This window comes from Pseudomonas sp. S37 (genome assembly GCF_016658545.1).
Lineage (GTDB): Bacteria > Pseudomonadota > Gammaproteobacteria > Pseudomonadales > Pseudomonadaceae > Aquipseudomonas.
The window spans coordinates 23675-48713 of record NZ_JACVZC010000034.1 but is presented as its reverse complement, the minus strand read 5'-3'; the positions used below and the strand labels follow the sequence as shown (position 1 = coordinate 48713).

The following is a 25039-nucleotide window of genomic DNA, read 5'->3' as shown; positions in this document are numbered from 1 at the left end:
GCCGGTGTTCGCGGCTAAAGCCGCTCCTACAAAGGTCCTGCATACGCCGATCGATGTGGGGGCGGGTTCACCCGCGAAGAATCCAACACAGTGCATGGCACCGGCTGCGCCGGTGTTCGCGGCTAAAGCCGCTCCTACAAAGGTCCTGCATACGCCGATCGATGTGGGGGCGGGTTCACCCGCGAAGAATCCAACACAATGCATGGCACCGGCTGCGCCGGTGTTCGCGGGGCAAGCCCGCTCCTACAAAGGCCCTGCATACGCCGATCGATGTAGGAGCGGGCTTGCCCCGCGAATGGGCTGCATGGCAGCCCCCAGGGCCATCACAGGGCGCCGAACACCTTCTTGGCCAGGCTGGTAGCCGCCGCAGCCGGATTCTGGCGAATGCTCTGTTCCTGCTTGCCGATCATCTCGAACAGGCCATCCAGCGCCTTTTCGGTCACGTAGTTCTCGATATTGGCGTCATCCTTGACCAGCCCCAGGCCTTTGGCCTGGGCGGCGAAGGCGTTGTACTGCTGGGCCACGCCAACCTTGTCGGTAGCCTGCTTGACGATTGGCAGGAACTTGGCGCGGATCTGTTCGCGGCTGCTCTTGTTCAGGTACTGGGTAGCCGACTCGTCACCGCCGCTGAGGATGCCCTTGGCGTCGGTCACGCTCATGTTCTTCACGGCATCCACCAAAATTGCCTGGGCCTGCGGCACGGCAGCCTCGGCGGCCTTGTTCATGCTGGTTTCCAGGGCTTCGACCTGTTCACCCTTGCCGAACATTTTCATCGCTTTGGCCGCCTTGCCCAGGTTGCCCGGCAGTTCGATGCGCACGTCGGGGTTGTTGCTGAAGCCACCCGGGGTGCTCAGTTGCTTGACAGCCAGCTGCGCGCCCTGGGTCAGGGCGTCTTTCAGGCCGCCGGTGGCGTCTTTCTGGCTGAGGTCGCCCAGCGACAGGGCCAGGGCGCTGGCCGACAACAGCAAGCCGGCGCACAGGGTGGTGAAGCGCAGGGAAGTGCGGATCATGAAGCTTTCCTTGTAAACAGATGAATACGGGTATCAGCGAACCTGGTCGACCTTGATGCGCACCGGCTGTGCATCACTACCGTCGAGCATGACGCCATGGTGCTCGGTATTGATGAACAGCAGCTTGCCATCCAGCTCGATACGCGCGCTGACCGCATAGCGGTGGCCGGGCTTGACCTGGCGCGGGTCGTAGGTGAGGTGGAACGGCAGCGGCACGTTGCCTTTGACCGGGCCGGCCTGGCGGGCCAAGGTCACTGCCGGAGCGTCCATCAGCGATACATCTTGCAACTCGACGCTCAGGGTGGCGGCAGGTGGCAGGGCAATGCGCTGCAGGTAGAAGACTTCGCCATCCAGGCTGGCCTGGGGGGGCGGGGTTTGGCTGGAACAGGCTGCGAGCAGGGATGCGCAACACAGCATAAAGAGCTTTTTCATGGAATCTCCGGTGTCCTTGGGGCTGGCTTGTGGCCAACCCTTGGGACTGTAGCGGATTTCCACTGGTGGGTCCTTCATGAAGATGCCATTGCGGCATGTTGACCCGGTAAAACGTTGGCAGTCAGCTGCGGCGAGGTGCCCGCAGGGTAATGACATCCAGCTCGGCAATGCTTGCCAGGGTCAGGTTGCGCAGGTTCCTGCCGGCATAAGGGATCATGGTCTGAGGGTCGTAATAGGCCACGCGCAGTTGCAAGGGCTCGTCCGGGTCAACGGTATTGCCATCCAGGTAGGTATTGAGCGTCAGCGTGCCTTGGGTCGGCCATAACGCGGTTCCGGCAATGTAGCTTGAGCCCCTGTTGCTGTGGCCATCTTCCTGAGTCCGATACAGCCCAAGCGTGAGTAATGCCTGCGGGCGAAGCGCCTCATCGGGTATTTCAACGGTGTTTTCCAACGTGATGATGGCTGGAGACCTGCCAGCCTCTCCTTGCCCTGCAGGTTGACCGGGAAGGGCGGGTATGGCCAGAACCCTTTGGCTAGTCGCTTGAGGATGGCTGACATCCAGTGGCATGCATAACGTTGCAGCGTCTGCATCGTGTTGCACACCTGTGCCATAGCTGGCCACCAACGTCGGCTCAGCGCCTTCCGGCAGGCTGTTACGGTCCAGCAGCAGGCTGAAAGGCATTTCGGCACCATATGTCTGGCAGTGCCAGGCCGCCATGATGACTTTGTCTTCCTCGGTGCCAAGCTGTATGCGCACACCCATGTGGGGGGCACCTTCATCGGCGCCGACACAGGCCGGCACCACTACGGTGCCGCATATCTCGATCAAGTTCTCAGAGGCCATTCGGATTTCCTTCGGTTCAGTGTTGGTTACAGATGAATGCGCTGCGCAATCATCCATAGCCACCCTATGGGCCTTGGCCAGAGGGGAACAGAGGGAAATCCGGCTCGAGTTTGTTCAGGCGCCTGCTTCTGAAAACCCATCCTGATGCAGTGCCACCTGGCGGATGGACAGCCGCAGTTCGGCCGACAGCACGCGCTTGGCTACCCCTTCGGCCAGTTCGCCGAGCTTGTCGTGATAACCCAGCTTGCCCTGCGCATCGGCGTGCAGCACGCCTTGCTGGAGCAAGGTCTGGATGAAGTGGCGGAACAGCGTCTTGTCGAAGAACTCCGGTGCATTCAGGCCATGCAGGATGGAAAGGCGCTGGGCCATCATCACGCACAGGTCTTCCAGCGCTTCGGCGCTCAGGCTGTTCTGGCCGCTGTTGAGCAGCAGCGAAGTGGCCATGTAGAAGCGCTGCAGGGTCTGCGTGATGGTGCGGGCGAGCAGGGTCAGTAACACGAACTGCCGCGAGCTGGGTGCAGGGCGCACGTACACGTCGTTGTCCTGGCGCAGCAGGCCCTGATCGACCAGCGCGGCCAGCCATTGATCAATGACGTCGTCCAGTTGCTCTGGTGTCCAGCGCAGGAACAGTTCGGCCTGCAGGTACGGGTACAGCGCGTGCACATACTGGCCCAGCAGTTCACGGCTCATGCGCGAGCTGCTGAGGAAGAAGCTGGCCAGCAGCGCGGGCAGGGCGAAGATGTGCAGCACGTTGTTGCGGTAGTAGGTCATCAGTACCGCGTTGCCTTCATCCAGGTAGAGGATGCGGCCCAGGGCATCCTTTTGCTCGGCGACCAGGTTCATGCTGCGTACATGCTCGATCAGCGCTGCACCGTCACCGTCGGGCAGGGTGGTGTGCGGCGAGTAGGGCACCTGGCGCAGCAGCGCCAGGTACAGGTCGAGCACGCGGGTCAGGGCGCGTTCGTCCAGGGCCAGGCGGCTGGTGGACAGCAGCGCCAGGGCCACCAGGTTGACCGGGTTGATCGCCGCCGCTTCATTGAGGTGGCAGGCCACGGTCTCGCCCAGGCGGCTGGTGGTAGCGTTCAGCCAGTCCGGGCGGTATTGCGGGCCGTGGTCCTGTTCACGCCAGCCGGGCTGCTGCTGGTCGAGGAAGCCGGCCAGGCGGATCGGTTCGCCGAAGTTGACGTAGACCTGGCCAAAACGCTGCTTGAGCGCGCCGAACACCTTGAAGATGTCGAACACCGACTCTTTCTTCTTGCTGGCACCGCGCAGCTCGCCCAGGTAGGTGCGGCCTTCGAGCACGCGCTCGTAGCCGATGTACACCGGCACGAACACGATCGGCGTGCGTGACGAGCGCAGGAAGCTGCGCAGGGTAATGGCCAGCATCCCGGTGCGTGGCTGCAGCATGCGCCCGGTGCGCGAGCGGCCGCCTTCGACGAAGTACTCGACCGGGAAACCCTTGGTGTACAAGGTGTGCAGGTACTCGTTGAACACGGCGGTGTACAGCGGGTTGCCCTTGAACGTGCGGCGCATGAAGAACGCACCGCCACGGCGCAGCAGGTTGCCCACCACCGGCATGTTGAGGTTGATACCTGCGGCCACGTGTGGCGGGGTGAGGCCGTTGCGGAACAACAGGTATGACAGCAGCAGGTAGTCGATATGGCTGCGGTGGCACGGCACGTAGATCACTTCGTGGCCGGGCGCGATGCTTTGCACCTGCTCGATGTGGTTGACCTTGATGCCGTCGTAGATCTTGTTCCAGAACCAGCTCAGCACCACTTCAAGAAACCGGATGGCGGTATAGGTGTAGTCCGAGGCGATCTCGTTGCCGTAGCGCAATGCCTGGGCTTCGGCCTTGGCCAGCGGCAGGTTCTCGCGCTGCGCCTCGTCGACGATGGCCTGGCGTACCAGCGGGGCGTGGACCAGGCCTTTGACCAGGTTGCGCCGGTGCGAGATGTCCGGGCCGATGACGGCGGTCTTGAGGTTGCGAAAATGCACGCGCATCAGGCGCTGGGCCATGCGCACGGTGCGCTCGTGGCCTTTGTTGTGTTGCACCAGGTCGCGCAGGTGGATCGGCGCGGAGAATTGCACCCGGGTCTTGCGCCCCAGGATCAGCACGGTCAGCAGCCGGCGCAGGCGCCCGGTCACCGCCCAGCTGTCGGCGAACAGCAGTTTCCACGGGCTGGATTCGCTGGCCGGGGTCTGCCCCCAGAACACGCTGACCGGAATGATCTGCGCATCTTCCTCGGCGTGCTGGCTGATGGCTGCGACCAGGCGCTCTAGCGTGGGCGGGGCGCCGCGCTTGTCCTGGCGGCCGAGCCAGTCCGGGTCGGGGGTCAGGTAGAAGAACGCGGCGGGCTCTTGCAGTGGCCCGACCGTGACCGGCAGCACCGGGCGTGGCAGCCCAGCCTTGGTGCATTCGTGGTCGAGTACGGCCAGGTCGGTGAGCGCCGGTGACGGCAGGGCATAGAACACTGGCCGGCTGCGGTCCAGGTTCAATGACATGGAAGACTGGTTGATGGTCTCGGAGCGCACCCACAGGTACAACAGGCGACGCAGGGCGCCGAAAATCAGGCGGCGCAGGGGGGAACGGGTCATGGGGTGTGTGCCCTGGGTGTGATGTTCAGGTGAGTATCCAGCTATTTAGTCTGCCGTATGTGCGTAAGTTCAGCAAAAATCGGCCAACAGCGGGGCCGTCATCAATTTTTTTTGTTCTGTGTCATATACTCGGCCTGCCACTTGCAGGATATTTCGACAAGCGGCGTTGGTACGGGGCAGGTAACCCCATGCCTGCAAGGCGATTTTCACAATAAAAATCCGGAGTAGTTCAGATGTCGTCTCGTGAGACTGGGAATGTAAAGTGGTTCAACGATGCCAAGGGTTATGGCTTCATTCAGCGCGAAGGTGGTGCGGATGTGTTCGTCCACTATCGGGCGATTCGCGGTGAGGGGCATCGTACCCTGGTCGAAGGGCAGCGGGTGGAATACGCCTGCGTGCAGGGCCAGAAAGGCCTGCAAGCCGAAGACGTAGTGGGCCTCTGAGCCTGTAGGAGCGGGCTTGACCCGCGAAAGCAGCCACCCCGATCGTTGGCACGGGCATAGCCCGTGTTCGCGGGTAAACCCGCTCCTACAGAAATGAGCAAGGCTTTAGTTTCAAGAAGTACGCCAGGTGATTTCCTCTTCACCGTCGGCACTGATGCGGACCCAGCGGTCGGCATCTTCTTCCCCGTCTTCTTCCACCCAGCCACCCGGCGCGCAGCGCACTTCCACACCCAGAGCGGCGAATGCGGCGCGGGCGCAGGCGACGTCATCGGCCCACGGCGTCTGGTCGCTTTCCAGGTACAGGCTGTTCCATTTCCCTACAGCCTTGGGTAACCAAGTGACCGGAATGTTACCGGCCTGGCATTTGAAGGTATGGCCTTTCTGCTGCCATTCGCTGCACGGGCCGACTGCCTGGGCGAGCCACTCGGCAATCTGCTTGTGGTCGACGTCGGCGTCCTTCAGGTAAATCTCGATATCAGGTTGGCGCATAAGGGCTCCGGTTGTGCTCAGTCTTGGCGCACGAAATAGTCATAACGCATGGAAACCGTAACCTCGAACGGCTCGGGCTGGTCGATCACCCGAGCCCGTTTTTCGGCGCTGGCGCGCCAGCCGTGCGGGGTCATGGCCAGCAGGTCGGCGCGGGCCTTGGGCGCGGCCAGGCTCAGGCGGAACTCGAGGGTTTCGCTGTGCGCATGGGCCATGCCTTCAGGCACCAGGGCCAGGTGCTTGTCGTCGGCATAAGGGCGTACTTCATCGTAGAGCACTTCACGCAGCTCCATCAGGTGGCCGCTGGTGGGGCCGACCCGCATCAGGCCACCGCCGGGGCTGAGCAGGCGCTTGGCCTCGGCCCAGTCCAGCGGGCTGAACACGCTGGCGATGAACTGGCAACTGGCGTCGGCCAGTGGCACGCGGGCCATGCTGGCAACCATCCAGGTCACATCCGGCGCGCGGCGGCAGGCACGCTTGACGGCCTCGCGGGAGATATCCAGGGCGTAACCGTCGGCGGCGGGCAGGGCGTGGGCAAGCTGCGCGGTGTAGTAGCCCTCGCCGCAGCCGATATCCAGCCAGGCACCGGGCTGGCGTTCGGCGGCCAGTTCGGCCAAGCGGCGGGCCACCGGCGCATAGTGGCCGCCGTCGAGGAAGTCGCGGCGGGCCTCGACCATGGCCTGGTTGTCACCCGGGTCGCGGCTGTTCTTGTGCTGCACCGGCAGCAGGTTCAGGTAACCCTGGCGGGCGCGGTCGAAGCGGTGGCCTGCCGGGCAGGCCACACCGTTGTCGAGCCGGCTCAGCGGCGCCTGGCAAAGAGGGCAGGCGAGCATCAGGCGAGCAACCGGACCAGGGTCTGGTAGTAGATTTCGGTCAGCAGGTCGAGGTCGCTGGCCAGAATCCGCTCGTCGACCTGGTGGATAGTGGCGTTGACCGGGCCGAGCTCGACCACCTGGGTGCCCATGGTGGCGATGAAACGGCCATCGGAGGTGCCGCCGCTGGTCGATGGTTGGGTATCACGGCCGGTGACGCCCTTGATGCTGGCCGCTACCGCATCAAGCAGGTCGCCCGGTTCGGTGAGGAATGGCAGACCCGACAGTGCCCAGTCGACCGACCAGTCCAGCTCGTGTTTGTCGAGAATCGCCGCCACCCGCGCCTGCAGGCCTTCGACGGTAGACTCGGTGGAGAAGCGGAAGTTGAACAGCGCGGTCAGTTCACCCGGGACCACGTTGGTAGCACCGGTGCCAGAGTTGAGGTTGGAGATCTGGAAGCTGGTCGGCGGGAAGAACGCATTGCCTTCGTCCCAGTGCTCGGCGGCCAGTTCGGCCAGGGCCGGTGCGGCCAGGTGGATCGGGTTGCGCGCCAGGTGCGGGTAGGCCACGTGGCCCTGCTTGCCGCGCACGGTCAGCTTGGCGCCCAGCGAGCCACGGCGGCCGTTCTTGACCACGTCGCCCAGCAGGGTGGTGCTGGACGGTTCGCCGACGATGCACCAGTCCAGGCGCTCGTTGCGCGCTTGCAGGCGCTCGACCACGGCCTTGGTGCCGTGGTGGGCCGGGCCTTCCTCGTCGCTGGTGATCAGGAACGCGACCTTGCCGCGGTGGTTCGGGTAGTCCTGCACGAAACGTTCGCTGGCGATCACCATGGAAGCCAGGCTGCCTTTCATGTCGGCGGCGCCGCGGCCGCAGAGCATGCCGTCAGCATCGATCAAAGCCTCGAACGGCTCATGCTGCCATTGCTGTACCGGGCCGGTGGGTACCACGTCGGTGTGGCCGGCAAAGCACAGCACCGGGCCGTCCTGGTTGCCGTGGGTCGCCCAGAAGTTGTCGACGTCTTCAATGCGCATCGGCTCCAGCTGAAAGCCTACGGCGCCCAGGCGGTTCATCATCTGCGCCTGGCAGTCGGCATCGACGGGGGTGACCGAGGGGCGACGGATCAGGTCGCAGGCCAGTTGAAGGGTAGGCGAGAGCTCGGCAGGGGCCGTCATGGGGGACTCCGGGGCAAGGCAAGGCGGGGAAATCTGAGGGGCGTTATCTTATATCAAACCGATAGGGCAATGGGGCCGCTTTGCGGCCCTTTCGCGACGCAAGGCCGCTCCTACAGGTACTGCACAGGCCTGCAGGGCTGCGGTGATCCTGTAGGAGCGGCCTTGTGTCGCGAAAGGGGCGCAAAGCGCCACCCAAAATCTCAAGCCTGCTGCGCCTCGGCAGCCTTTTCCGCAGGCTTGGGCAGCGACGACAGCAACGCCATCACCAGCGCTGCCACATAAGGCAGCGACTGCACCAGCAACATCGCTACCCAGAAGCGCATGTCCGAACTCGGCAACCCCTGTACCAGGTAGATACCCAGTGCCGCGCCCCACAGCAGCAACATGATGAACAGCTCTTCGCGCGCCTCGGAAATCGCTACCAGCAAGCCATGGCTGTCGGCATGCTTGGGTGTGCGGATGAATGGCATGCTGCTGGTGAAGAAGCCATACAGCACCGCCTTGGCGATGGTATGCGACAGCGCAAGCCCGGCCAGCGCCGCCGCGAAGGCATCCTTCATATTCACCCCCACCGCACGCCGGTACAGGAAGACGATCTTGCCGACCTTGAAGAAGAACAGCGCCAGCGGCGGGATGGCGAAGATCATCAGCGGTGGATCGACCCGGTGCGGCACGATGATCATCGCCGCCGACCACAGCAGTGCGCCAATGGTGAAGAAGATGTTCATGCCATCGGCGATCCACGGCAGCCAGCCGGCCAGGAAGTGGTAACGCTGGCCACGGGTCAGTTCGCTGCCTTTGCCGCGCAGCAGGGCGCTGGCGTGGTGCTTGATGATCTGGATGGCGCCATAGGCCCAGCGGAAACGCTGCTTCTTGAAGTCGATGAAGGTGTCGGGCATCAGGCCCTTGCCGTAGCTGTTGTGGGCGTAGGCGGCCGACAGGCCCTTCTCGAACACGCGCAGGCCCAGCTCGGCGTCTTCGCAGATGCACCATTCGGCCCAACCCAGTTCTTGCAGCACGCTGCGCCGGGTCATGGTCATGGTGCCGTGCTGGATGATCGCGTCACGGTCGTTGCGTGTGACCATGCCAATGTGGAAAAAGCCCTTGTACTCGCTGTAGCACAGCTTCTTGAAGGCGCTTTCGTGCTGGTCGCGGTAGTCCTGCGGCGACTGCACCACGGCAATTTTCGGGTCGGCGAAGTGCGGCACCATGTGTTTGAGCCAGTTGCGGTCGACGCAGTAGTCCGAGTCGATGACCGCGATCACTTCGGCGTCCTTGGCGGTGTGCGGGATCAGGTAGTTCAGTGCTCCGCCCTTGAAGCCGGCCAGGGGCGCGACGTGGAAGAATTTGAAGCGCTCGCCCAGCTTCTCGCAGTGGGCCTTGAGCGGTTCCCACACGGCGGGGTCCTTGGTGTTGTTGTCGATCACCAGCACTTCGTAGTCGGGGTAGTCCAGCGCGGCCAGGGCATCGAGGGTCTGCTTCACCATCTCGGGCGGCTCGTTGTAGCACGGCACATGCACCGACACCTTGGGCCGGTAGGCGCTGTCGGCTTGCACCGGCAGGAACTCGCGGCGGCGCTTGTGTATCCACACGGCCTCGGCCAGTTCATGTGCTTCAGTGAGCAGCACGATGAACACGCCCAGCGCGCCCAGCGCCAGCAACACGCCCACGGTCAGGCTGAACCAGGTGCTGTATTGCTGGCTGTAGTCGTAGGCGATCCACACCAGCACCGACCCGCACAGGAAGGTGATGAAGGTCAGGAATGTTCGGCCACGCTGGCGCAAGGCCGAGCCGTCGATGAACAGCACCATCAGGGCGATCATTGCCAGCACCACCGAGGCCACGGCCAGGGCGCGCCACTGCGGGATCGCCACTACTGGCCCTTCGAAATTGAATTTCTGCTGGCGCTCGGCGTTGTACACGCCCCAGTAGGCGCCTACCGAGCCTTCGTCGCTGGCCTTCCATGGCTGGTCATAGGCTTCGATGACGAAGTAGTTGTAACCGCGGCGGTTGAGGGTGTTGACCAGGGTGCGCAGGTAGATGGCCTGGTCGGCCTGGGTGGCGTCGGCGCCCCCGCGCATGCGGCCATTGCTCGGCCAGCCGACTTCCGACAGCAGCAGCGGCTTGCGGGGGAACTGGTGCTTCAGTTCGCGCGCCCGGTCGAGCACGAATTCGACCGAGTCCTTCATCGGCACGAACTCCCAGTAGGGCAGGATATGCGCGGCGATCAGGTCGACGTGTTTGGCAATCTCGGGGTTTTCCTTCCAGATGTGCCATTGCTCACTGGTGGTCACCGGGACCTTGACCGCTGCGCGCACACGGTCCAGGTACTTGATGAGGTTTTCCGGGGTGACTTCCTTGCGGAACAGCGCTTCGTTGCCGACCACCACCCGCACCACGCTGCGCGACGTATTGGCCAACTGGATGGCGGTGGCGATCTCGCGTTCGTTGCGCTCCAGGTCCGGGCTGATCCAGATCCCCAGCGTCACCCGCAGGCCAAGTTCTTCGGCCAGTCGCGGAATGTCGGCCTGCGTGCCTTCCACGGTATAGATGCGGATATTGTCGGTCAGCTTGCTCATCTGCTCGAGATCCTGGCGCATCTCGTCGTCATTGGGGTATTGCCCTTTTTGCGGGCTTTCCCCCAAGCGGAAAGGCGAATACGAGAAGCCAGAGATCTGTTCCGGCCAGGCAGGTGCGGATACCGGGCGGTTGATCAACGCCCAGAAGCCGGTGAACAACGCGGCGATGGCCAGGACCACGACCAGGTTCAGGCCGAATTTACGTGAAGACATTGTCGTCCATTTGTGTCGAAGTGATAGGACATTAAAGCAGGGTTGGTAGCCCATTTCCTAACGATGCAGGCCATGGGTTCGCTGGCATATAATGCGCGCCGGTTTTTTGGGGTATGAACATGAGCACAGAAGATCCACGCTTCGCCGGCGTTGCCCGGCTGTACGGTGACCAGGGGCTGCAACGCCTGGGCCAGGCCCATGTGGCCGTGGTCGGGATTGGCGGGGTAGGCTCGTGGGTGGCCGAAGCGCTGGCCCGCAGTGGCGTGGGCGAGATCACCCTGTTCGACCTGGACGATGTCTGCGTCAGCAACACCAACCGCCAGGCGCATGCCCTGGAAGGCCAGGTGGGCCGGCCCAAGGTCGAGGTCATGGCCGAGCGCCTGCGGGCGATCAACCCGGCGTGTGTGGTGCATGCGGTGGCCGACTTCGTCACGCGTGAAACCATGGTCGAGTACATCACCGAAAACCTCGATTGCGTAATCGACTGCATCGACAGTGTCATGGCCAAGGCGGCGCTGATTGCCTGGTGCCGGCGGCGCAAGATCGCCATCGTCACCACCGGTGGCGCCGGCGGGCAGATCGACCCGACGCAGATCCAGATCGCCGACCTGAACAAGACCTTCAACGACCCGCTGGCCTCGCGGGTGCGTTCCACCCTGCGCCGCGACTACAACTTCTCGCGCAATGTCAGCCGCAACTATGGCGTGCCGTGCGTGTTTTCCAGCGAACAGCTGCGCTACCCCAAGGGCGATGGCAGCGTGTGCCTGCAGAAGAGCTTCGTTGGCGAGGGCGTGCGCCTGGACTGCTCGGGGGGCTTTGGCGCGGTGATGATGGTGACCGCGACCTTTGGCATGGTGGCGGCGAGCAAGGCGATAGAGAAACTGGTGGCCGGTGCGCGACGGCCATCGGAGCGGGTCAAGCCTGAATAAAGATCACGGGCTTGCTCGGTCCCTGTAGGAGCGGCCTTGTGTCGCGATGGGGCGCGTAGCGGCCCCAAAATTTCAGATTCTCTGCGGATATTGCCGGGGCCGCTGCGCGCCCCATCGCGACACAAGGCCGCTCCTACAGGTACAGCGCCAGCCTGAGCGTTGCGCGGTCTCTGTGGGAGCGGGCTTACCCGCGAAGAAGCTCACGCCGATCTAGCGGTTGGCCGCCAACGCCGCCATCCGCTGCAACACCGCATGCAGCCCGTTGCTACGCGACGGTGACAGCTGCCGCTCCAGCCCCAGCTGGCTGAACCACGCCCGCAGATCAAGCCCGGCCAGCTCTGCACTGGCCAACCCCTGAACCCGCACCAGCAGCAACGCCAGCAGCCCACGCAACAAGCGGGCATCGCTACCGGCCTTGAACCGCCACACGCCCTCGACCTGCTCGGCCACCAGCCACACCAGGCTTTCGCATCCATGCACCCGGTTAGCCTCGGTTTTTTCCGCGTCAGTCAGCGGCTCAAGCCGGTCGCCCCACTGCATCAACAGCCGCGCCCGCTGTTCCCAGCCTTTGCCCTGCTGAAACGCTTCCAGCGCCTGAAGCGCCTGTTCCGGCAGGCTCATCGCAACAGCTCCAGGCCTTGGTCCAGCGCGTCGAAGAAGCGCTGCAAGTCGTCGCTGTCGTTGTACAAGCCCAACGACACCCGTATCGCGCCCTCCAGCCCCAGCCCCTTCAGCAGCGGCATGGCGCAGTGATGCCCGGCACGCACGGCAATGCCCTGCTCGGTAAGCAAGTGGGCGATATCGGCGTTGTGCACGCCCTCGATGACAAAGCTGGCCAGGGCTGCCTGCGGCGCACCCAGCACACGCACGCCCTCGCGGTCGGCCAGGCCGCGCAGCAGGTGCTGGTGCAGGCTGGCTTCATGGGCTTCGACCGCCAGGGCATCAAGGCTGGCCAGGTAGTCCAGGGTTGCGCCCAGGCCGATCACCCCGGCAATCGGTGGCGTACCCGCTTCGAAACCCAAGGGGGCCGGGCGCAAGCTGGCGCTGTGGTAGTCGGCCAGTTGCACCATCTCGCCGCCGAACTGCCAGTGACGCAGCAGCGCCAGTGCCTGGCTGCGCCCGTAGAGCACGCCGACACCGTCCGGGCCATACAGCTTGTGGCTGGAAAACACATAGAAGTCGCAACCCAGTTGCTGCACGTCATGGCGGCCATGCACCACGCCCTGGGCACCGTCGACCACGGTTACTGCACCCTGCGCACGGGCGTGGGCCAGCAGGGCGGGCAACGGCTGCCAGGTGCCCAGTACGTTGGACAACTGGCTGACCGCCAGTACCCGGGTGCGCGGGCCGATCAGTTGCAGCGCCTGGTCCAGGTCGATACGGCCGTGAATGTCCAGCGGCAATACCACCAGGCGCAGGTTGCGCCGGTGCGCGAGCTGTTGCCAGGGCAGCAGGTTGGCATGGTGCTCCAGGGCGCTGATGGCAATCTCGTCACCGGCTTCAAAGCGGTGCTCCAGGCCATAGGCCAGCAGGTTCAGCGCCGAAGTGGCGCCATGGGTGAACACCACCTGCTGTGAGTCGGCGGCATTGAGCCAGGCGGCGACCTTGTCGCGGCTGGTTTCAAAGGCCTGTGTCGCCAGTGCGCCGGGCAGGTGCTGGGCACGGTGCACGTTGGCTGCGCCGTGGCCGTAGTAATGGCTCACGGCATCCAGCAGGGCTTGCGGCTTCTGGGTGGTGGCGGCGCTGTCCAGATAGGTCTGGTGCTGCCGTTGCAGGGCGGCGATGGCGGGGAAATCGGCACGCCAGGGGGAGGGCTGGAACATGTTCACGGGGCCTGGAATGAAAATCGGGTCTGGCGCCTTGGCGCCAGACCCGATCTTAACACCTCAAACCCGGCAAGGTTCTCAGTTGTGCGCGTGCAGTGCTTCGTTCAGCTCGATGGCCGACTTGTGGGTCTTGCACTCCACCGCGCCGTTCAGCGAGTTGCGGCGGAACAGCAGGTCGGTCTGGCCAGCCAGGTCGCGGGCCTTGACCACTTTGACCAGCTCGTTGTTCTCGTCCAGCAGGTTCACCTTGGTGCCAGCGGTGATGTACAGGCCGGCTTCGACAGTGTTGCGGTCACCCAGCGGGATGCCGATACCGGCGTTGGCGCCGATCAGGCAGCCTTCGCCCACCTTGATGACGATGTTGCCGCCACCGGACAGGGTGCCCATGGTCGAGCAGCCGCCGCCCAGGTCCGAGCCCTTGCCGACGAATACGCCAGCGGAAACACGGCCTTCGATCATGCCCGGGCCTTCGGTGCCAGCGTTAAAGTTGACGAAGCCTTCGTGCATGATGGTGGTGCCTTCGCCGATGTAGGCGCCCAGGCGCACACGGGCGGTGTCGGCGATACGCACGCCGGCCGGGACCACGTAGTCGGTCATTTTCGGGAACTTGTCCACCGAGAACACTTCCAGCAGCTCGCCCTTCAGGCGCGCTTCCAGTTGCAGTTCCGCCAGCTCGCCCAGGTCGACTGCGCCCTGGTTGGTCCAGGCCACGTTCGGCAGCAGCGGGAAGATGCCGGCCAGGCTCACGCCGTGCGGCTTGACCAGGCGGTGCGACAGCAGGTGCAGCTTGAGGTAGGCCTCGGGGGTCGAGCTCAGCGCGGCGTCTTCGGCCAGCAGGGTGGCGACCAGCGGCTTGTGGCTTTCGGCCAGGCGGGTCAGCAGGGCGGCCTGGGCCGCGTCGACGCCTTTCAGGGCTTCGGCCAGTTGTGCGGCCTGGGCGTTGCTGAAGGCGATGGCCTGGTTGCCACCTTCGTAACCAAGAACAGGCGCTACTGCGGCAACCAGTTCGGCGCTCGGGTTGAGCAGTGGTTGTGCGTAGAACACTTCCAGCCAGGCGCCCTGGCGGTTCTGGGAGCCGACACCGAAGGCCAGGCTGAACAGGGTATTGGACATGTGATTACCTCGTGCGAAATAGGGGAGGGGCTCAGGCCAGGGCAGCGGCGTACAGGTCGGGCTTGAAACCGACCAGGGTACGCGCGCCAAGGTCGAGCACCGGGCGCTTGATCATCGACGGCTGGGCCAGCATCAACTCGACGGCCTTGGCCTGGTCGAGGTCTGCCTTGCTGGCGTCGTCCAGCTTGCGGAAGGTGGTGCCGGCACGGTTGAGGATGACTTCCCAGCCGTGTTCGTCGCACCAGCGGTTCAGGCTGTCACGGTCGATGCCTTGGGTTTTGTAATCGTGGAATTCGTAGGCGATGGCCTGGTCTTCGAGCCAGGTGCGTGCCTTTTTCATGGTGTCACAAGCTTTGATGCCGTAGAGCGTGTAGGTCATTGTGTGCATTGGGGATCACAGGTTGCCCCAATCTCTCCGTTTTTCGATGTCAGTCGCGGGATTATGCGGGAAGCAACCTCGCGGCGCCACGCCCGTGGCGCCCATGTTTATTGATCAAGGTGTGTTCAAGCGACCAGGCGCTGCACCGATCCGATGATCTCATCACCGTGTTGCTGTTCGGCGGTGCGCAGATCGAAGGCGGTCTGCAGGTTGAGCCAGAATTCGGGAGTGGTGTCCAGGCAGATGGACAAGCGCAGCGCCATGTCGGCGGAAACACCGCCCCGCTCGCGCAAGATGTTGTTGACGGTTGGCGTGGCTACGCCAAGCGCTCTGGCCAATGCCGCGGCGCTGAAACCCATTTCTTTCTGGAAGTCCTCACGCAGGACTTCACCGGGATGAATTGGACGCATACCGTTCTTGAGCATGATGCACCTGAGGGCTGAATGCTTAACGTTATTTGTTAAGGGTGATTGTACGACTGGATCCTGACAACTCAAGTCCTGATCTGGTGCGTTCATGGGGCGCCTGGGAGTGTTGTGCGACGGCGACGGCCCTGCAGCGACAAACGGGCAGTGGCCAATGTTGTTAAGTGTGTGCAACTTGCGTATGGTTTCTACATGGAAGCTATTTTCTTCGAGACATCCTCCTTCACCGCTACCGTGTCGGACTACCTAAGCGATGACGAGTACAAAGCGCTGCAGCAGGAACTGCTGATAAACCCTGAGTGCGGCGATGTCATGCCTCGTACCGGCGGCTTCAGGAAGCTTCGCTGGGGAGACAGGCGCCGTGGTAAGGGGAAGCGTGGCGGCCTGCGAGTAATCTACTACTGGTTGTCCAGCGATGGGCAAATGTGGATGTTTGCGATTTATGACAAGGATGAACTTGAGAATCTCACCTGCGATCAGGAGAGGGCTTTGAAACAGGCCATCACTGTGGAAGTCGAGGCGCGAAAAGCGAAGCGATCGGTCAGGCAGAGGAGTAAGTGAATGAAAAAGCGTGATTTGTTTGCCGAGATGATGAGCGGCATCGACGAGATGAAAGCGCAGCGCGAGGGGAAAATCACCCTGCGCCAGCATCATGTAAAGGCATCGGATGCACCTAAGGTGACCTCGCAGGAGATTGTCGCCATACGTGAAGGTCTGCGTATGTCACAGGAGGTATTTGCTAGGTGCATCAGAACGAAAGCAGCGACGCTCCGGAACTGGGAGCAAGACAAAGCCAGTCCGAACCCTCAGGCGGCAATGTTGCTCAAGCTGGTAGAAAAATACCCGGATATGCTGGAGCGGCTCGAAGCCGTGTGAACATTTGGATTAACCAAGACCCGCTTCGGCGGGTCTTGTTTTTTCAACTGGAGACGCATCGTGTTACACATTTGTGGTTCCCTTGCGACTATCGTGCAGCGGCCTCAACTCGTCGATCGCCGCTAACATATTGTTTCAATGGCGATGTTTCGCCCTGTTGTCGTTTCTGGTTCACAAAGGAAGCCTTACCGGATGCAGTCCGCCTATACCGTCCTCATCCTGTTGACCCTGGTCAGCCTGTCGAAGCTGGTCGGCCGCATGATCCCGCTGCCCTTGCCGCTGGTGCAGATTGCCGCGGGGGCTTTGCTGGCATGGCCGACGCTGGGCCTGCATGTGGCCCTGGACCCTGAGCTGTTCCTGTTCCTGTTCCTGCCGCCGCTGCTGTTTGCCGACGGCTGGCGCATTCCCAAGCGCGAACTGTGGCGCATTCGCGGGCCGGTGGTGGCACTGGCCGTGGGGCTGGTGTTGTTCACCGTGGTCGGCGCCGGATACTTCATTCACTGGCTGATGCCCAGCATCCCGCTGCCAGTGGCCTTTGCCCTGGCCGCCGTGCTGTCGCCGACCGATGCCGTGGCCGTTTCGGCGATTACCCAAGACCGCCTGCCCACCCCGCTGATGCACATGCTGCAGGGCGAGGCGCTGATGAACGACGCGTCGGGCCTGGTGACCTTCAAGTTCGCCTTGGCGGCGGCGATCACCGGGGTGTTCTCGCTGGCCGACGCCAGTTTCAGCTTCGTGCTGGTTGCACTGGGCGGCCTGGCGGTGGGCGTGGCCTTGAGCTGGCTGATCGGCCGCCTGCGCATGTGGATGATCACCCGCGGTTGGGACGACCCCGCCACCCACGTGGTGTTCATGTTGCTGCTGCCGTTTGCGGCCTATGTGCTGGCCGAGCGCCTGGGCGTATCGGGCATTCTCTCGGCAGTGGCTGCCGGCATGATGCAGAGCTGGCTAGACCTGCTGCCACGCCAGACCAGTACGCGCCTGCTCAACCGCAGCGTGTGGTCGCTGCTGGAGTTTGCCTTCAACGGGCTGATCTTCCTGCTGCTGGGCCTGCAGTTGCCAGACATCATCAAGGCGGTGGTCAGCCACGAAGCGACTGTGTGGCCGACCCTGGCCTACCGCTGCCTGGACGTGGTGGCGATCTTTGCCGCGCTGATCCTGCTGCGGTTCATCTGGGTGCAGAGCATCTGGCGTTCGATCGGTGTGGTGCGGCGCTGGCGCGGCAAGCCGGCGCTGGTGCTGATGCCTACCGCGCGCTCCTGCTGGCTGCTGACCTTGGGCGGGGTGCGCGGTGCGGTGACCCTGGCCGGTGTGATGTCGGTGCCGCTGCTGATGGGCGCGGGTGAGGCGTTCCCGGAGCGTGATTTGCTGATCTTCATTGCCGCGGGGGTGATTCTGTTGTCGTTGATCAGCGCCTGTATCGCCTTGCCGCTGCTGCTGCGAGGGGTAACCAAAAGCCCGGACGAACGCTTGCACCAAGAGGTGCAGGAGGCCTGGCGGCGCACGGCGGAGGCGGCGATCCATGCCCTGGAGGCAGAGGAAGTGATCGACAGCAACGCCCCGCAGGATGCCGCCCAGGCGACCCTGGCGACCGAGCTGAAGGCACGGTTGATGGCGGAGTACCGGGATGAACTGGACAGCTATAACGACAGTGCCGAGGCCAAGGCCCTGGCCGAGCAGATGGACTTGCTGGAGCGGCGTTTGCGCTTGCGGGCGCTAAGGGCGCAGCGGCTTGAGCTGTATAACCTGCATCGCCAGCACGAGGTGGGCGATGAGGTGGTGCGGCAGGTGTTGGGCGAGCTGGATATGAGTGAGGCTAACCTGGGGTCGGTCAAGTAGATCCAAGGGGCTGCTCAGCAGCCCCTGTGGGAGCGGGTTCACCCGCGAACCAGGCGGCGCGGTGTATGGCACCGGCTGCGCCGGTGTTCGCGGGTGAACCCGCTCCCACAGGTAGTGCACAGTATTCAAGGGGGGGCGGCCCCTGTTAATCAGCGGGTTTCCAGGAACGCGCGAATCCGCTCCGCCGCCTCGATGCATTCGGCCAGCGGTGCAACCAGGGCCATGCGCACTCGCCCGGCACCCGGGTTCACGCCGTCCACTTCGCGCGACAGGTAAGACCCCGGTACTACCGTCACATGCTGGGCCTCGAACAGGTCGCGGGTGAATTCGGCATCGTCGCCCGGTACCTTGGCCCACAGGTAGAAGCTGCCGTCCGGGCGTTGCACGTCGAGTACCGGTTGCAGAATGTCCAGCACGGCATCGTACTTGGCGCGGTACTGGTCGCGGTTATCGCGCACATGCGCCTCGTCCTGCCAGGCGGCGATGCTGGCCAGCTGGGTTTGCACCGGCATGGCGCAGCCGTGGTAGGTGCGGTACAGCAGGAACGGCTTGATGATCTCGGCATCGCCGGCGACAAAGCCCGAGCGCAGGCCCGGCAGGTTGGAACGCTTGGACAGGCTGTGGAACACCACGCAGCGCTTGAAGTCGCTGCGGCCCAGCTCGGCGCAGGCGGTCAGCAGGCCCGGCGGCGGCGCGTCTTCGTCGAAGTACAGCTCGCTGTAGCATTCGTCGGCGGCAATCACGAAGTCGTGCTCGTCGGCCAGGGCAATCAGCTTTTTCAGGGTATCCATCGGCACCAGCGCGCCAGTCGGGTTGCCTGGCGAGCACAGGAACAAAACCTGGCAGCGCTGCCACACGTCGGCCGGCACAGCGTCGAAGTCCGGGTTGAAACCGTTGTTTTCCAGGCACGGCAGGTAGTGCGGGGTAGCACCGGCCAGCAATGCTGCACCTTCGTAAATCTGATAGAACGGGTTGGGGCTGACCACCAGGCCATCATCGGCGCGGTTGACCACGGCCTGGGTGAAGGCGAACAGCGCTTCACGGGTGCCATTGACCGGCAGGATGTGGCGGTCGGCGTCCAGCCAGCCAGCCGGCACGCCAAAACGCCGCTCGCACCACTGGCCGATGGCCTGGCGCAGGGCCGGCAGGCCGAGGGTGCTGGGGTACACCGCCAGCTTGTCGAGGTTGTCGGCCATGGCCTGGGCGACGAACGCCGGCGATGCGTGCTTCGGCTCACCGATCGACAGGGCGATGGCGCGTTTGTCCGCCGCAGGCTTCACGCTGCCCAGCAGGGCGCGGAGCTTTTCGAACGGGTAGGGCTGAAGCTGGGTCAAGGCATGGTTCATCGGCGCAAGGTCTCGTCAATCGTCTAATCGTTAAAGGGTCACGCGGGTCGGGCTGGTGTCGCTACCTTGGCCGGCCTGCAGTTGTTGCACGATGGCTTCCTGCAGGCGGCTGCACAGTTGCGGGTCGGACAGCGGCTGGTTGTTGGCATCGGTGATGAAGAACACGTCCTCCACCCGCTCGCCCAGGGTGGCGATCTTGGCGTTCTGCAGCGACAGGTCGAACTCCAGGAATATCCGCCCCAGCCGGGCCAGCAGGCCCGGGCGGTCGGGGGCGGTGATCTCGAGGATGGTCACCGGCCGCTGGGCATCGTTGAGAATGGTCACCTGCGGCGGGAAGTCGAAATGCTTGAGCTGGCGCGGTACCCGGCGCTGGATGATCGTCGGATAGTCCTCGGGGTTGCGCAGCGCCTCGGTCAGGCCGTCGCGAATCTGCCGCACCCGCTGCGGGTTGTCGCCGATCGAGCCGCCGTCGTTGTCCAGCACGATGTAGGTGTCGAGCGTGAACTGGCTGCTCGAGGTGATGATCCGCGCGTCGTGAATGTTCAGGTTCAGCTGCGACATGGCCGCCACCGTCACGGCAAAGAAGTCGTGCTGGTCGGGGGCATAGATGAAGATCTGCGTACCGCCCTCGAATTCGCGCTGGGTGGTTTCCTTGATCAGCACCAGTGGCCCGCCATCGGCTGGCTGCTGCAGGATCGCGTCACTGTGCCAGGCCACGTCGGCGGCGGTGTGCTTGAGGAAGTAGTCATCGCCCAGCTGCGACCACAATTGCTCGACATCGTCCGGGTCGGTGCCCTCGCGCACCAGGATATCCAGCGCAGCAGACTGGGTCTGGCGAATCTGCTCTTCGCGGTCCAGCGGGTTTTCCAGGCCGCGGCGCAAGGCGCGCTTGGTCTCGCTGTAAAGCTGGCGCAGCAGGCTGGCGCGCCACGAGTTCCACAGGCTGGGGTTGGTGGCATTGATGTCGGCCACGGTCAGCACGTACAGGTAATCCAGGCGCGTTTCATCGCCTACGTGCAGGGCAAAGTCGTTGATCACCTGCGGGTCGGACAAGTCCTTGCGCTGGGCAGTGGTCGACATCACCAGGTGGTTCAGCACCAGCCAGACGATCAGCCGGCTGTCCCAGGCTGGCAGCTGGTGGCGTTCGCAGAACTTCTGCGCATCGACGGCACCGATCTCCGAGTGGTCTCCCTGGCGGCCCTTGCCGATGTCGTGGTACAGGCCGGCCAGGTAGATCAGCTCGGGCTTGGGCAGGCGCCCCATGAGTTTGCTGGCCAGCGGGAATTTCTCGGACACCGGCGTGTACTGCAGCTTGCGCAGGTGCTTGATGAGGTTGAGGGTGTGGGCATCGACCGTATAGATGTGGAACAGGTCGTGCTGCATCTGCCCGACAATCAGGCCGAACTCTGGCAAGTAGCGGCCAAGAATGCTGTAGCGGTTCATCCGCCGCAGGTTGCGGTGGATGCCGATTTCGCACTTGAACAGCTCGATGAACAGGCTGGTGTTGCGGATATCGGTGCGGAAGGTGTCGTCGATCAGGTGCCGGTGCTCGCGCAGCAGGCGCACGGTATCGGCACGTACGCCCTTGATCTCCGGGTGCTGGGCCATCAGCACGAAGATCTCCAGCATGGCGAACGGGGTGCGCTTGAACACGTTCGGGTTGGCGGCCTCGATATAGCCGTCATGCAGGCGGAAGCGTGCGTTCAGTGGCTGGGTGCTGCCGCTTTCCTCGTCGGCGAGGATGACTTCTTCGAAGTGCTGGATGATCAGGTCGCACAACTGGCTGATGCTCATCACCACCCGGTAGTACTGGGTCATGAACTGCTCGATCGCCCGCTTGGGGTTTTCGTCGCTGTAGCCCAGCAGCGCGGCCAGGCTGCGCTGATGGTCGAACAGCAAGCGGTCTTCAGAGCGCCCCGCCAGCATGTGCAGGGCGTAGCGCACCTTCCACAGGAAGTCCTGGGACGATGCCAGCAGCTCGTTCTCGCTTTCCAGCAAAAAGCCTTCGCCGGCCAGTGCGTGCAGGTTGAGGGTGCCGTACTGGCGGCGGGCCACCCAAAGCACGGTCTGGATGTCGCGCAGGCCGCCGGGTGAGCCCTTGACGTTGGGTTCGAGGTTGTATTCGGTGTCGTTGTACTTGTGGTGGCGGGCCTTCAGCTCTGCGCGCTTGGCCAGGAAGAATTCCTTGCTTGGCCACATGTGCGCGGTGCTGGTCACTTCCAGCATGCGCTGGCGCAACGCCTCGGGGCCGGCAATGGTGCGGCTTTCCATCAGGTTGGTGATCACCGTCAGGTCGGCGCGGGCCTGCTCGGCGCACTCGTCGACGGTGCGCACGCTCTGGCCCACTTCCAGGCCGATGTCCCACAGCAGGGTAAGGAAGCGCTCGATGGCGTCGCGGTACTGCTCGTGCTCGGCGGCGCCCAGCAGGATCAGCAGGTCGATGTCCGAGTGTGGGTGCAGTTCGCCGCGCCCGTAGCCGCCTACCGCGACCAGGGCAATGCCGCCAGGGTCGCCCCAGTCGAACTGGTTCCATGCCTGTTGCAGGATGTTGTCGACAAGCCAGGCGCGGGCCTCGATCAGCGGGCGGATTTCGCTGCCGGCGCGAAAACGCTTGTCGAGCACCTCGCCGGCCAGGCGGATGGCTTTCTTGAAGGCGGCGATAGGGCTCGCCTTGAGGGCCAGTTCCGCCTGGAACTGGCCGCGGTCGAACAGCTCGGGATCCACCTGGGGCATCGCGTCACGTTCCTGTCGTGGGGGTGGCCTGTCGGGGTACGGTCAGGCCGAAGTGCGCGGGATGGTGTCGTCCTTGCGCAGGGTGAAGATCTCGTAGCCGGTCGCGGTCACCACCAAGGTGTGTTCCCACTGGGCCGAGAGCTTGCGGTCCTTGGTGATGGCGGTCCAGCCGTCGCCCAGTACTTTGGTGTCGGCCTTGCCCTGGTTGATCATCGGCTCGATGGTGAACGTCATGCCTTCTTTCAGTTCCATGCCGGTGCCGGCGCGGCCGTAGTGGAGGATCTGCGGCTCTTCGTGGAACACCTTGCCGATGCCGTGGCCGCAGAATTCACGCACCACCGAGAAGCCGTTCTTTTCCGCGTGCTTCTGGATCACTTCGCCGATGTCGCCCAGGCGGCAGCCCGGCTTGACCAGTTCGATGGCCTTGTACATGCACTCCTGGGTCACCTTGGACAGGCGCTCGGCCCAGACCGGTACGGTGCCCACGTGGAACATGCGGCTGGTGTCGCCGTGGTAGCCGTCCTTGATCACGGTGACGTCGATGTTCAGCGTGTCACCGTCCTTGAGCGGCTTGTCGTTGGGGATGCCGTGGCAGACCACATGGTTGATCGAGGTGCAGATCGACTTCGGGTAGCCCTTGTAGTTGAGCGGTGCCGGGATGGCCTGCTGGACATTGACGATATAGTCGTGGCACAGGCGGTCGAGCTCTTCGGTGGTGACACCGGGCTTGACGTGTTCTTCGATCATTTCCAGCACGTCGGCGGCCAGGCGGCCAGCGATGCGCATCTTTTCGATGTCTTCTGCGGTCTTGATGGTGACGGTCATTACAGGCTCTCTACGGCGCCGTGCACGGCGCGAACAAACGGGAAAGGCCGGATTCTAGCAGAGCAGGGCGCCGATCGGTCGGGATAAAGGCGGCCACGCTGCTGTCTATAGCTGGCATTCTGGCGCGAAAGCCGGGGTGCTGCAAAAGCCGCAGACGGACGCAACAGTATGCGGGTTCCGTTTGCCCGCGGTCTGTGGTATAAAATGCGCCGCTTTCGGGGACGACCCCGGAAGTACCAAACCCACACACGTGTCGACACGATGACCTGGGTGCCCCGTCCTGTTCGCAGGCGTGGGTTGGTCATTGGGATGCGTGGAGGCCCAACCCGACTTACCAAGGAACTATCATGTCCCAAGTCAATATGCGCGATATGCTGAAGGCCGGTGTGCACTTCGGCCACCAGACCCGTTACTGGAACCCGAAAATGGGCAAGTACATTTTCGGCGCGCGTAACAAGATCCACATCATCAACCTGGAAAAAACCCTGCCAATGTTCAACGAAGCTCTGGCTTTCGTAGAGCGTCTGGCTCAGGGCAAGAACAAGATCATGTTCGTCGGCACCAAGCGTTCCGCCGGCAAGATCGTCGCCGAGCAAGCTGCTCGTGCCGGTTCGCCATACGTTGACCACCGCTGGTTGGGCGGCATGCTGACCAACTACAAAACCATCCGTGCTTCGATCAAGCGTCTGCGCGACCTGGAAACTCAGGCCGAAGATGGCACCTTTGCCAAGCTGACCAAGAAAGAAGCCCTGATGCGTTCGCGCGATCTGGAAAAGCTGGACCGCAGCCTGGGTGGTATCAAGGACATGGGCGGCCTGCCTGATGCCCTGTTCGTGATCGACGTTGACCACGAGCGCATTGCTATCACCGAAGCCAACAAGCTGGGCATCCCGGTTATCGGCGTTGTCGATACCAACAGCAGCCCAGAAGGTGTTGACTACATCATCCCAGGTAACGATGACGCCATCCGCGCTATCGAGCTGTACATGACTTCGATGGCTGACGCCATCATCCGCGGCCGCAACAACGTTGCTGGCGGCACCGAAGTCTATGTTGAAGAAGCGGCTGCACCTGCTGCTGAGTAATTAGGCGCTAGCGTCTACTTGGCACGCGAAAAGGGGGCTTTGCCCCCTTTTTGCCACCTTGAAATCCTGCTGTCAGCATCGGCCCCGCATCATGGGCCTGCTGAATGAAGTCAGCGGATTTGCAGAATTTAACGCCCGTGACAAGCGGGTGGAATGGTTGAAAAACTTTCCAAGAGGATTTTGAAATGGCAGCAATTACTGCAGCGCTGGTAAAAGAACTGCGCGAGCGTACCGGCGAAGGCATGATGGATTGCAAAAAGGCCCTGGAAAAGGCCGGCGGCGACATCGAGAAAGCCATTGACGACATGCGTGCCTCGGGCGCCATCAAGGCCGCCAAAAAGGCTGGCAACGTCGCTGCTGAAGGCGCTATCGCGGTCAAGACCGACGGTAAATCCGCCGTTCTGCTGGAAGTGAACTCGCAGACCGACTTCCTGGCCCTGCAAGACGACTTCAAGAACTTCGTTGCCGAAAGCCTCGAAGAAGCCTTCGCCCAGAAGCTGACCGACGCTGCTCCGCTGATCGCATCGCGTGAAGCTGCTCGTGAAGCCCTGGTTGCCAAGTGCGGCGAGAACGTCAACATCCGTCGCCTGGTGCGCGTTGAGGGTGACGTTGTCGGTGCCTACCTGCACGGCAACAAGATCGGTGCCGTTGTTGTCCTGAAAGGCGGCGACGTCGAGCTGGCCAAGAACATCGCCATGCACGTTGCAGCTTCGAACCCGGAGTTCCTGGATTCGTCGGAAATCTCCGCCGAGGCCATCGAGCGCGAGAAGGGCGTCTTCCTGCAGCTGAACGCTGACAAGATCGCCGGCAAGCCGGAAAACATCGTTGAGAACATGATCAACGGCCGTATCACCAAGTTCAAGGCCGAAGCCTCGCTGAAAGAGCAAGCCTTCGTCATGAACCCGGAAGTCAAGGTTGGCGAGCTGGCCAAGAAAGCCGGTGCTGAAATCGTTTCCTTCACCTACTTCAAGGTTGGCGAAGGTATCGAGAAGCCAGTCGACGACTTCGCTGCTGAAGTTGCCGCTCAGGTAGCTGCTGCCAAGCAGTAAGACAGCCCCGTCTGTCGCCCCAAAG

23 protein-coding genes are annotated in these 25039 nt (G+C 63.1%); 7 read left to right on the top strand and 16 right to left on the bottom strand.

Going from position 1 to position 25039, the window contains the following annotated elements; all coding sequences use genetic code 11:
- Window positions 1-323: 323 nt before the first annotated feature.
- The 4 genes from IAE39_RS13445 to plsB form a co-directional block, all read right to left on the bottom strand.
- Window positions 324-1010, bottom strand: coding sequence for a DUF4197 domain-containing protein (locus IAE39_RS13445; protein WP_201203115.1), 687 nt, complete (start codon window positions 1008-1010; stop codon window positions 324-326).
- Window positions 1011-1043: 33 nt separating this feature from the next.
- The gene (locus tag IAE39_RS13440) at window positions 1044-1442 is read right to left on the bottom strand and encodes a YbaY family lipoprotein (RefSeq protein WP_201203114.1); all 399 of its coding nucleotides are present in this window, start codon (window positions 1440-1442) and stop codon (window positions 1044-1046) included.
- A 121-nt stretch (window positions 1443-1563) separates the two neighbouring features.
- On the bottom strand, window positions 1564-2343 hold the full coding sequence (locus IAE39_RS13435; protein ID WP_236548555.1) for a hypothetical protein: 780 nt from the start codon (window positions 2341-2343) through the stop codon (window positions 1564-1566).
- 57 nt (window positions 2344-2400) lie between these two features.
- Window positions 2401-4884: a glycerol-3-phosphate 1-O-acyltransferase PlsB gene (plsB, locus tag IAE39_RS13430; RefSeq protein ID WP_201203113.1), complete on the bottom strand. Its 2484-nt coding sequence runs from the start codon at window positions 4882-4884 to the stop codon at window positions 2401-2403.
- Between the two features lie 233 nt (window positions 4885-5117).
- On the opposite strand from plsB, the gene IAE39_RS13425 reads away from it, so the two are divergent.
- On the top strand, window positions 5118-5327 hold the full coding sequence (locus IAE39_RS13425; protein WP_003252255.1) for a cold-shock protein: 210 nt from the start codon (window positions 5118-5120) through the stop codon (window positions 5325-5327).
- A 111-nt stretch (window positions 5328-5438) separates the two neighbouring features.
- On the opposite strand, the gene IAE39_RS13420 is transcribed toward IAE39_RS13425, so the two are convergent.
- The 4 genes from IAE39_RS13420 to IAE39_RS13405 all read right to left on the bottom strand — a co-directional run bounded on the left by IAE39_RS13420 (window position 5439) and on the right by IAE39_RS13405 (window position 10589).
- Window positions 5439-5816, bottom strand: coding sequence for a hypothetical protein (locus IAE39_RS13420; protein ID WP_201203110.1), 378 nt, complete (start codon window positions 5814-5816; stop codon window positions 5439-5441).
- A 17-nt stretch (window positions 5817-5833) separates the two neighbouring features.
- Window positions 5834-6646 carry a putative RNA methyltransferase gene (locus tag IAE39_RS13415; protein ID WP_201203108.1) on the bottom strand — a complete coding sequence of 271 codons (813 nt, stop codon included), beginning with the start codon at window positions 6644-6646 and terminating at the stop codon, window positions 5834-5836.
- Window positions 6646-7797, bottom strand: coding sequence for a succinyl-diaminopimelate desuccinylase (dapE, locus tag IAE39_RS13410; protein WP_201203106.1), 1152 nt, complete (start codon window positions 7795-7797; stop codon window positions 6646-6648). Before dapE ends, IAE39_RS13415 begins: the two co-directional genes overlap by 1 nt.
- 200 nt (window positions 7798-7997) lie before the next feature.
- Complete coding sequence (locus IAE39_RS13405; protein ID WP_201203103.1) at window positions 7998-10589, bottom strand: glycosyltransferase; 2592 nt, start codon at window positions 10587-10589, stop codon at window positions 7998-8000.
- Window positions 10590-10708: 119 nt separating this feature from the next.
- On the opposite strand from IAE39_RS13405, the gene tcdA reads away from it, so the two are divergent.
- Window positions 10709-11518 (top strand): tRNA cyclic N6-threonylcarbamoyladenosine(37) synthase TcdA, encoded by an 810-nt coding sequence (gene tcdA / locus IAE39_RS13400; protein WP_201203100.1) that lies wholly within the window; start codon window positions 10709-10711, stop codon window positions 11516-11518.
- 210 nt (window positions 11519-11728) lie between these two features.
- Here the strand turns inward: tcdA and IAE39_RS13395 are convergent, their stop codons facing one another.
- From IAE39_RS13395 to graA, 5 genes are all read right to left on the bottom strand, one after another.
- Window positions 11729-12139 (bottom strand): SufE family protein, encoded by a 411-nt coding sequence (locus tag IAE39_RS13395; RefSeq protein ID WP_201203097.1) that lies wholly within the window; start codon window positions 12137-12139, stop codon window positions 11729-11731.
- Window positions 12136-13341, bottom strand: a complete 1206-nt coding sequence (locus IAE39_RS13390) for a cysteine desulfurase (protein WP_201203095.1) — start codon at window positions 13339-13341, stop codon at window positions 12136-12138. The genes IAE39_RS13395 and IAE39_RS13390 overlap by 4 nt, the downstream gene beginning before the upstream one ends.
- 81 nt (window positions 13342-13422) lie before the next feature.
- Window positions 13423-14457, bottom strand: a complete 1035-nt coding sequence (dapD, locus tag IAE39_RS13385) for a 2,3,4,5-tetrahydropyridine-2,6-dicarboxylate N-succinyltransferase (RefSeq protein ID WP_004574732.1) — start codon at window positions 14455-14457, stop codon at window positions 13423-13425.
- Between the two features lie 31 nt (window positions 14458-14488).
- Complete coding sequence (locus IAE39_RS13380; RefSeq protein ID WP_075043977.1) at window positions 14489-14836, bottom strand: ArsC family reductase; 348 nt, start codon at window positions 14834-14836, stop codon at window positions 14489-14491.
- Window positions 14837-14961: 125 nt separating this feature from the next.
- Window positions 14962-15261, bottom strand: a complete 300-nt coding sequence (gene graA, locus IAE39_RS13375) for a type II toxin-antitoxin system antitoxin GraA (RefSeq protein ID WP_004375387.1) — start codon at window positions 15259-15261, stop codon at window positions 14962-14964.
- Between the two features lie 192 nt (window positions 15262-15453).
- On the opposite strand from graA, the gene IAE39_RS13370 reads away from it, so the two are divergent.
- The 3 genes from IAE39_RS13370 to IAE39_RS13360 all read left to right on the top strand — a co-directional run bounded on the left by IAE39_RS13370 (window position 15454) and on the right by IAE39_RS13360 (window position 17976).
- Window positions 15454-15822 (top strand): toxin, encoded by a 369-nt coding sequence (locus tag IAE39_RS13370; protein ID WP_201203093.1) that lies wholly within the window; start codon window positions 15454-15456, stop codon window positions 15820-15822.
- On the top strand, window positions 15823-16137 hold the full coding sequence (locus IAE39_RS13365; protein ID WP_201203091.1) for a helix-turn-helix domain-containing protein: 315 nt from the start codon (window positions 15823-15825) through the stop codon (window positions 16135-16137).
- Window positions 16138-16329: 192 nt separating this feature from the next.
- Window positions 16330-17976, top strand: a complete 1647-nt coding sequence (locus IAE39_RS13360) for a Na+/H+ antiporter (RefSeq protein ID WP_201203089.1) — start codon at window positions 16330-16332, stop codon at window positions 17974-17976.
- Between the two features lie 149 nt (window positions 17977-18125).
- Here the strand turns inward: IAE39_RS13360 and dapC are convergent, their stop codons facing one another.
- From dapC to map, 3 genes are read right to left on the bottom strand one after another with little or no spacing between them, the layout of a single operon-like run.
- Window positions 18126-19322 (bottom strand): succinyldiaminopimelate transaminase, encoded by a 1197-nt coding sequence (gene dapC, locus IAE39_RS13355; protein WP_201203087.1) that lies wholly within the window; start codon window positions 19320-19322, stop codon window positions 18126-18128.
- A 30-nt stretch (window positions 19323-19352) separates the two neighbouring features.
- The gene (locus IAE39_RS13350; protein WP_201203085.1) at window positions 19353-22055 is read right to left on the bottom strand and encodes a [protein-PII] uridylyltransferase; all 2703 of its coding nucleotides are present in this window, start codon (window positions 22053-22055) and stop codon (window positions 19353-19355) included.
- A gap of 42 nt (window positions 22056-22097) precedes the next feature.
- Window positions 22098-22880, bottom strand: a complete 783-nt coding sequence (gene map / locus IAE39_RS13345) for a type I methionyl aminopeptidase (RefSeq protein ID WP_025337973.1) — start codon at window positions 22878-22880, stop codon at window positions 22098-22100.
- A gap of 347 nt (window positions 22881-23227) precedes the next feature.
- Here map and rpsB point away from each other — a divergent pair, with 347 nt between their 5' ends.
- Together rpsB and tsf are read left to right on the top strand one after the other, a co-directional pair.
- The gene (gene rpsB, locus IAE39_RS13340) at window positions 23228-23965 is read left to right on the top strand and encodes a 30S ribosomal protein S2 (RefSeq protein ID WP_016501167.1); all 738 of its coding nucleotides are present in this window, start codon (window positions 23228-23230) and stop codon (window positions 23963-23965) included.
- Between the two features lie 185 nt (window positions 23966-24150).
- Window positions 24151-25014: a translation elongation factor Ts gene (gene tsf / locus IAE39_RS13335; protein WP_012270835.1), complete on the top strand. Its 864-nt coding sequence runs from the start codon at window positions 24151-24153 to the stop codon at window positions 25012-25014.
- Window positions 25015-25039 lie beyond the last annotated feature (25 nt).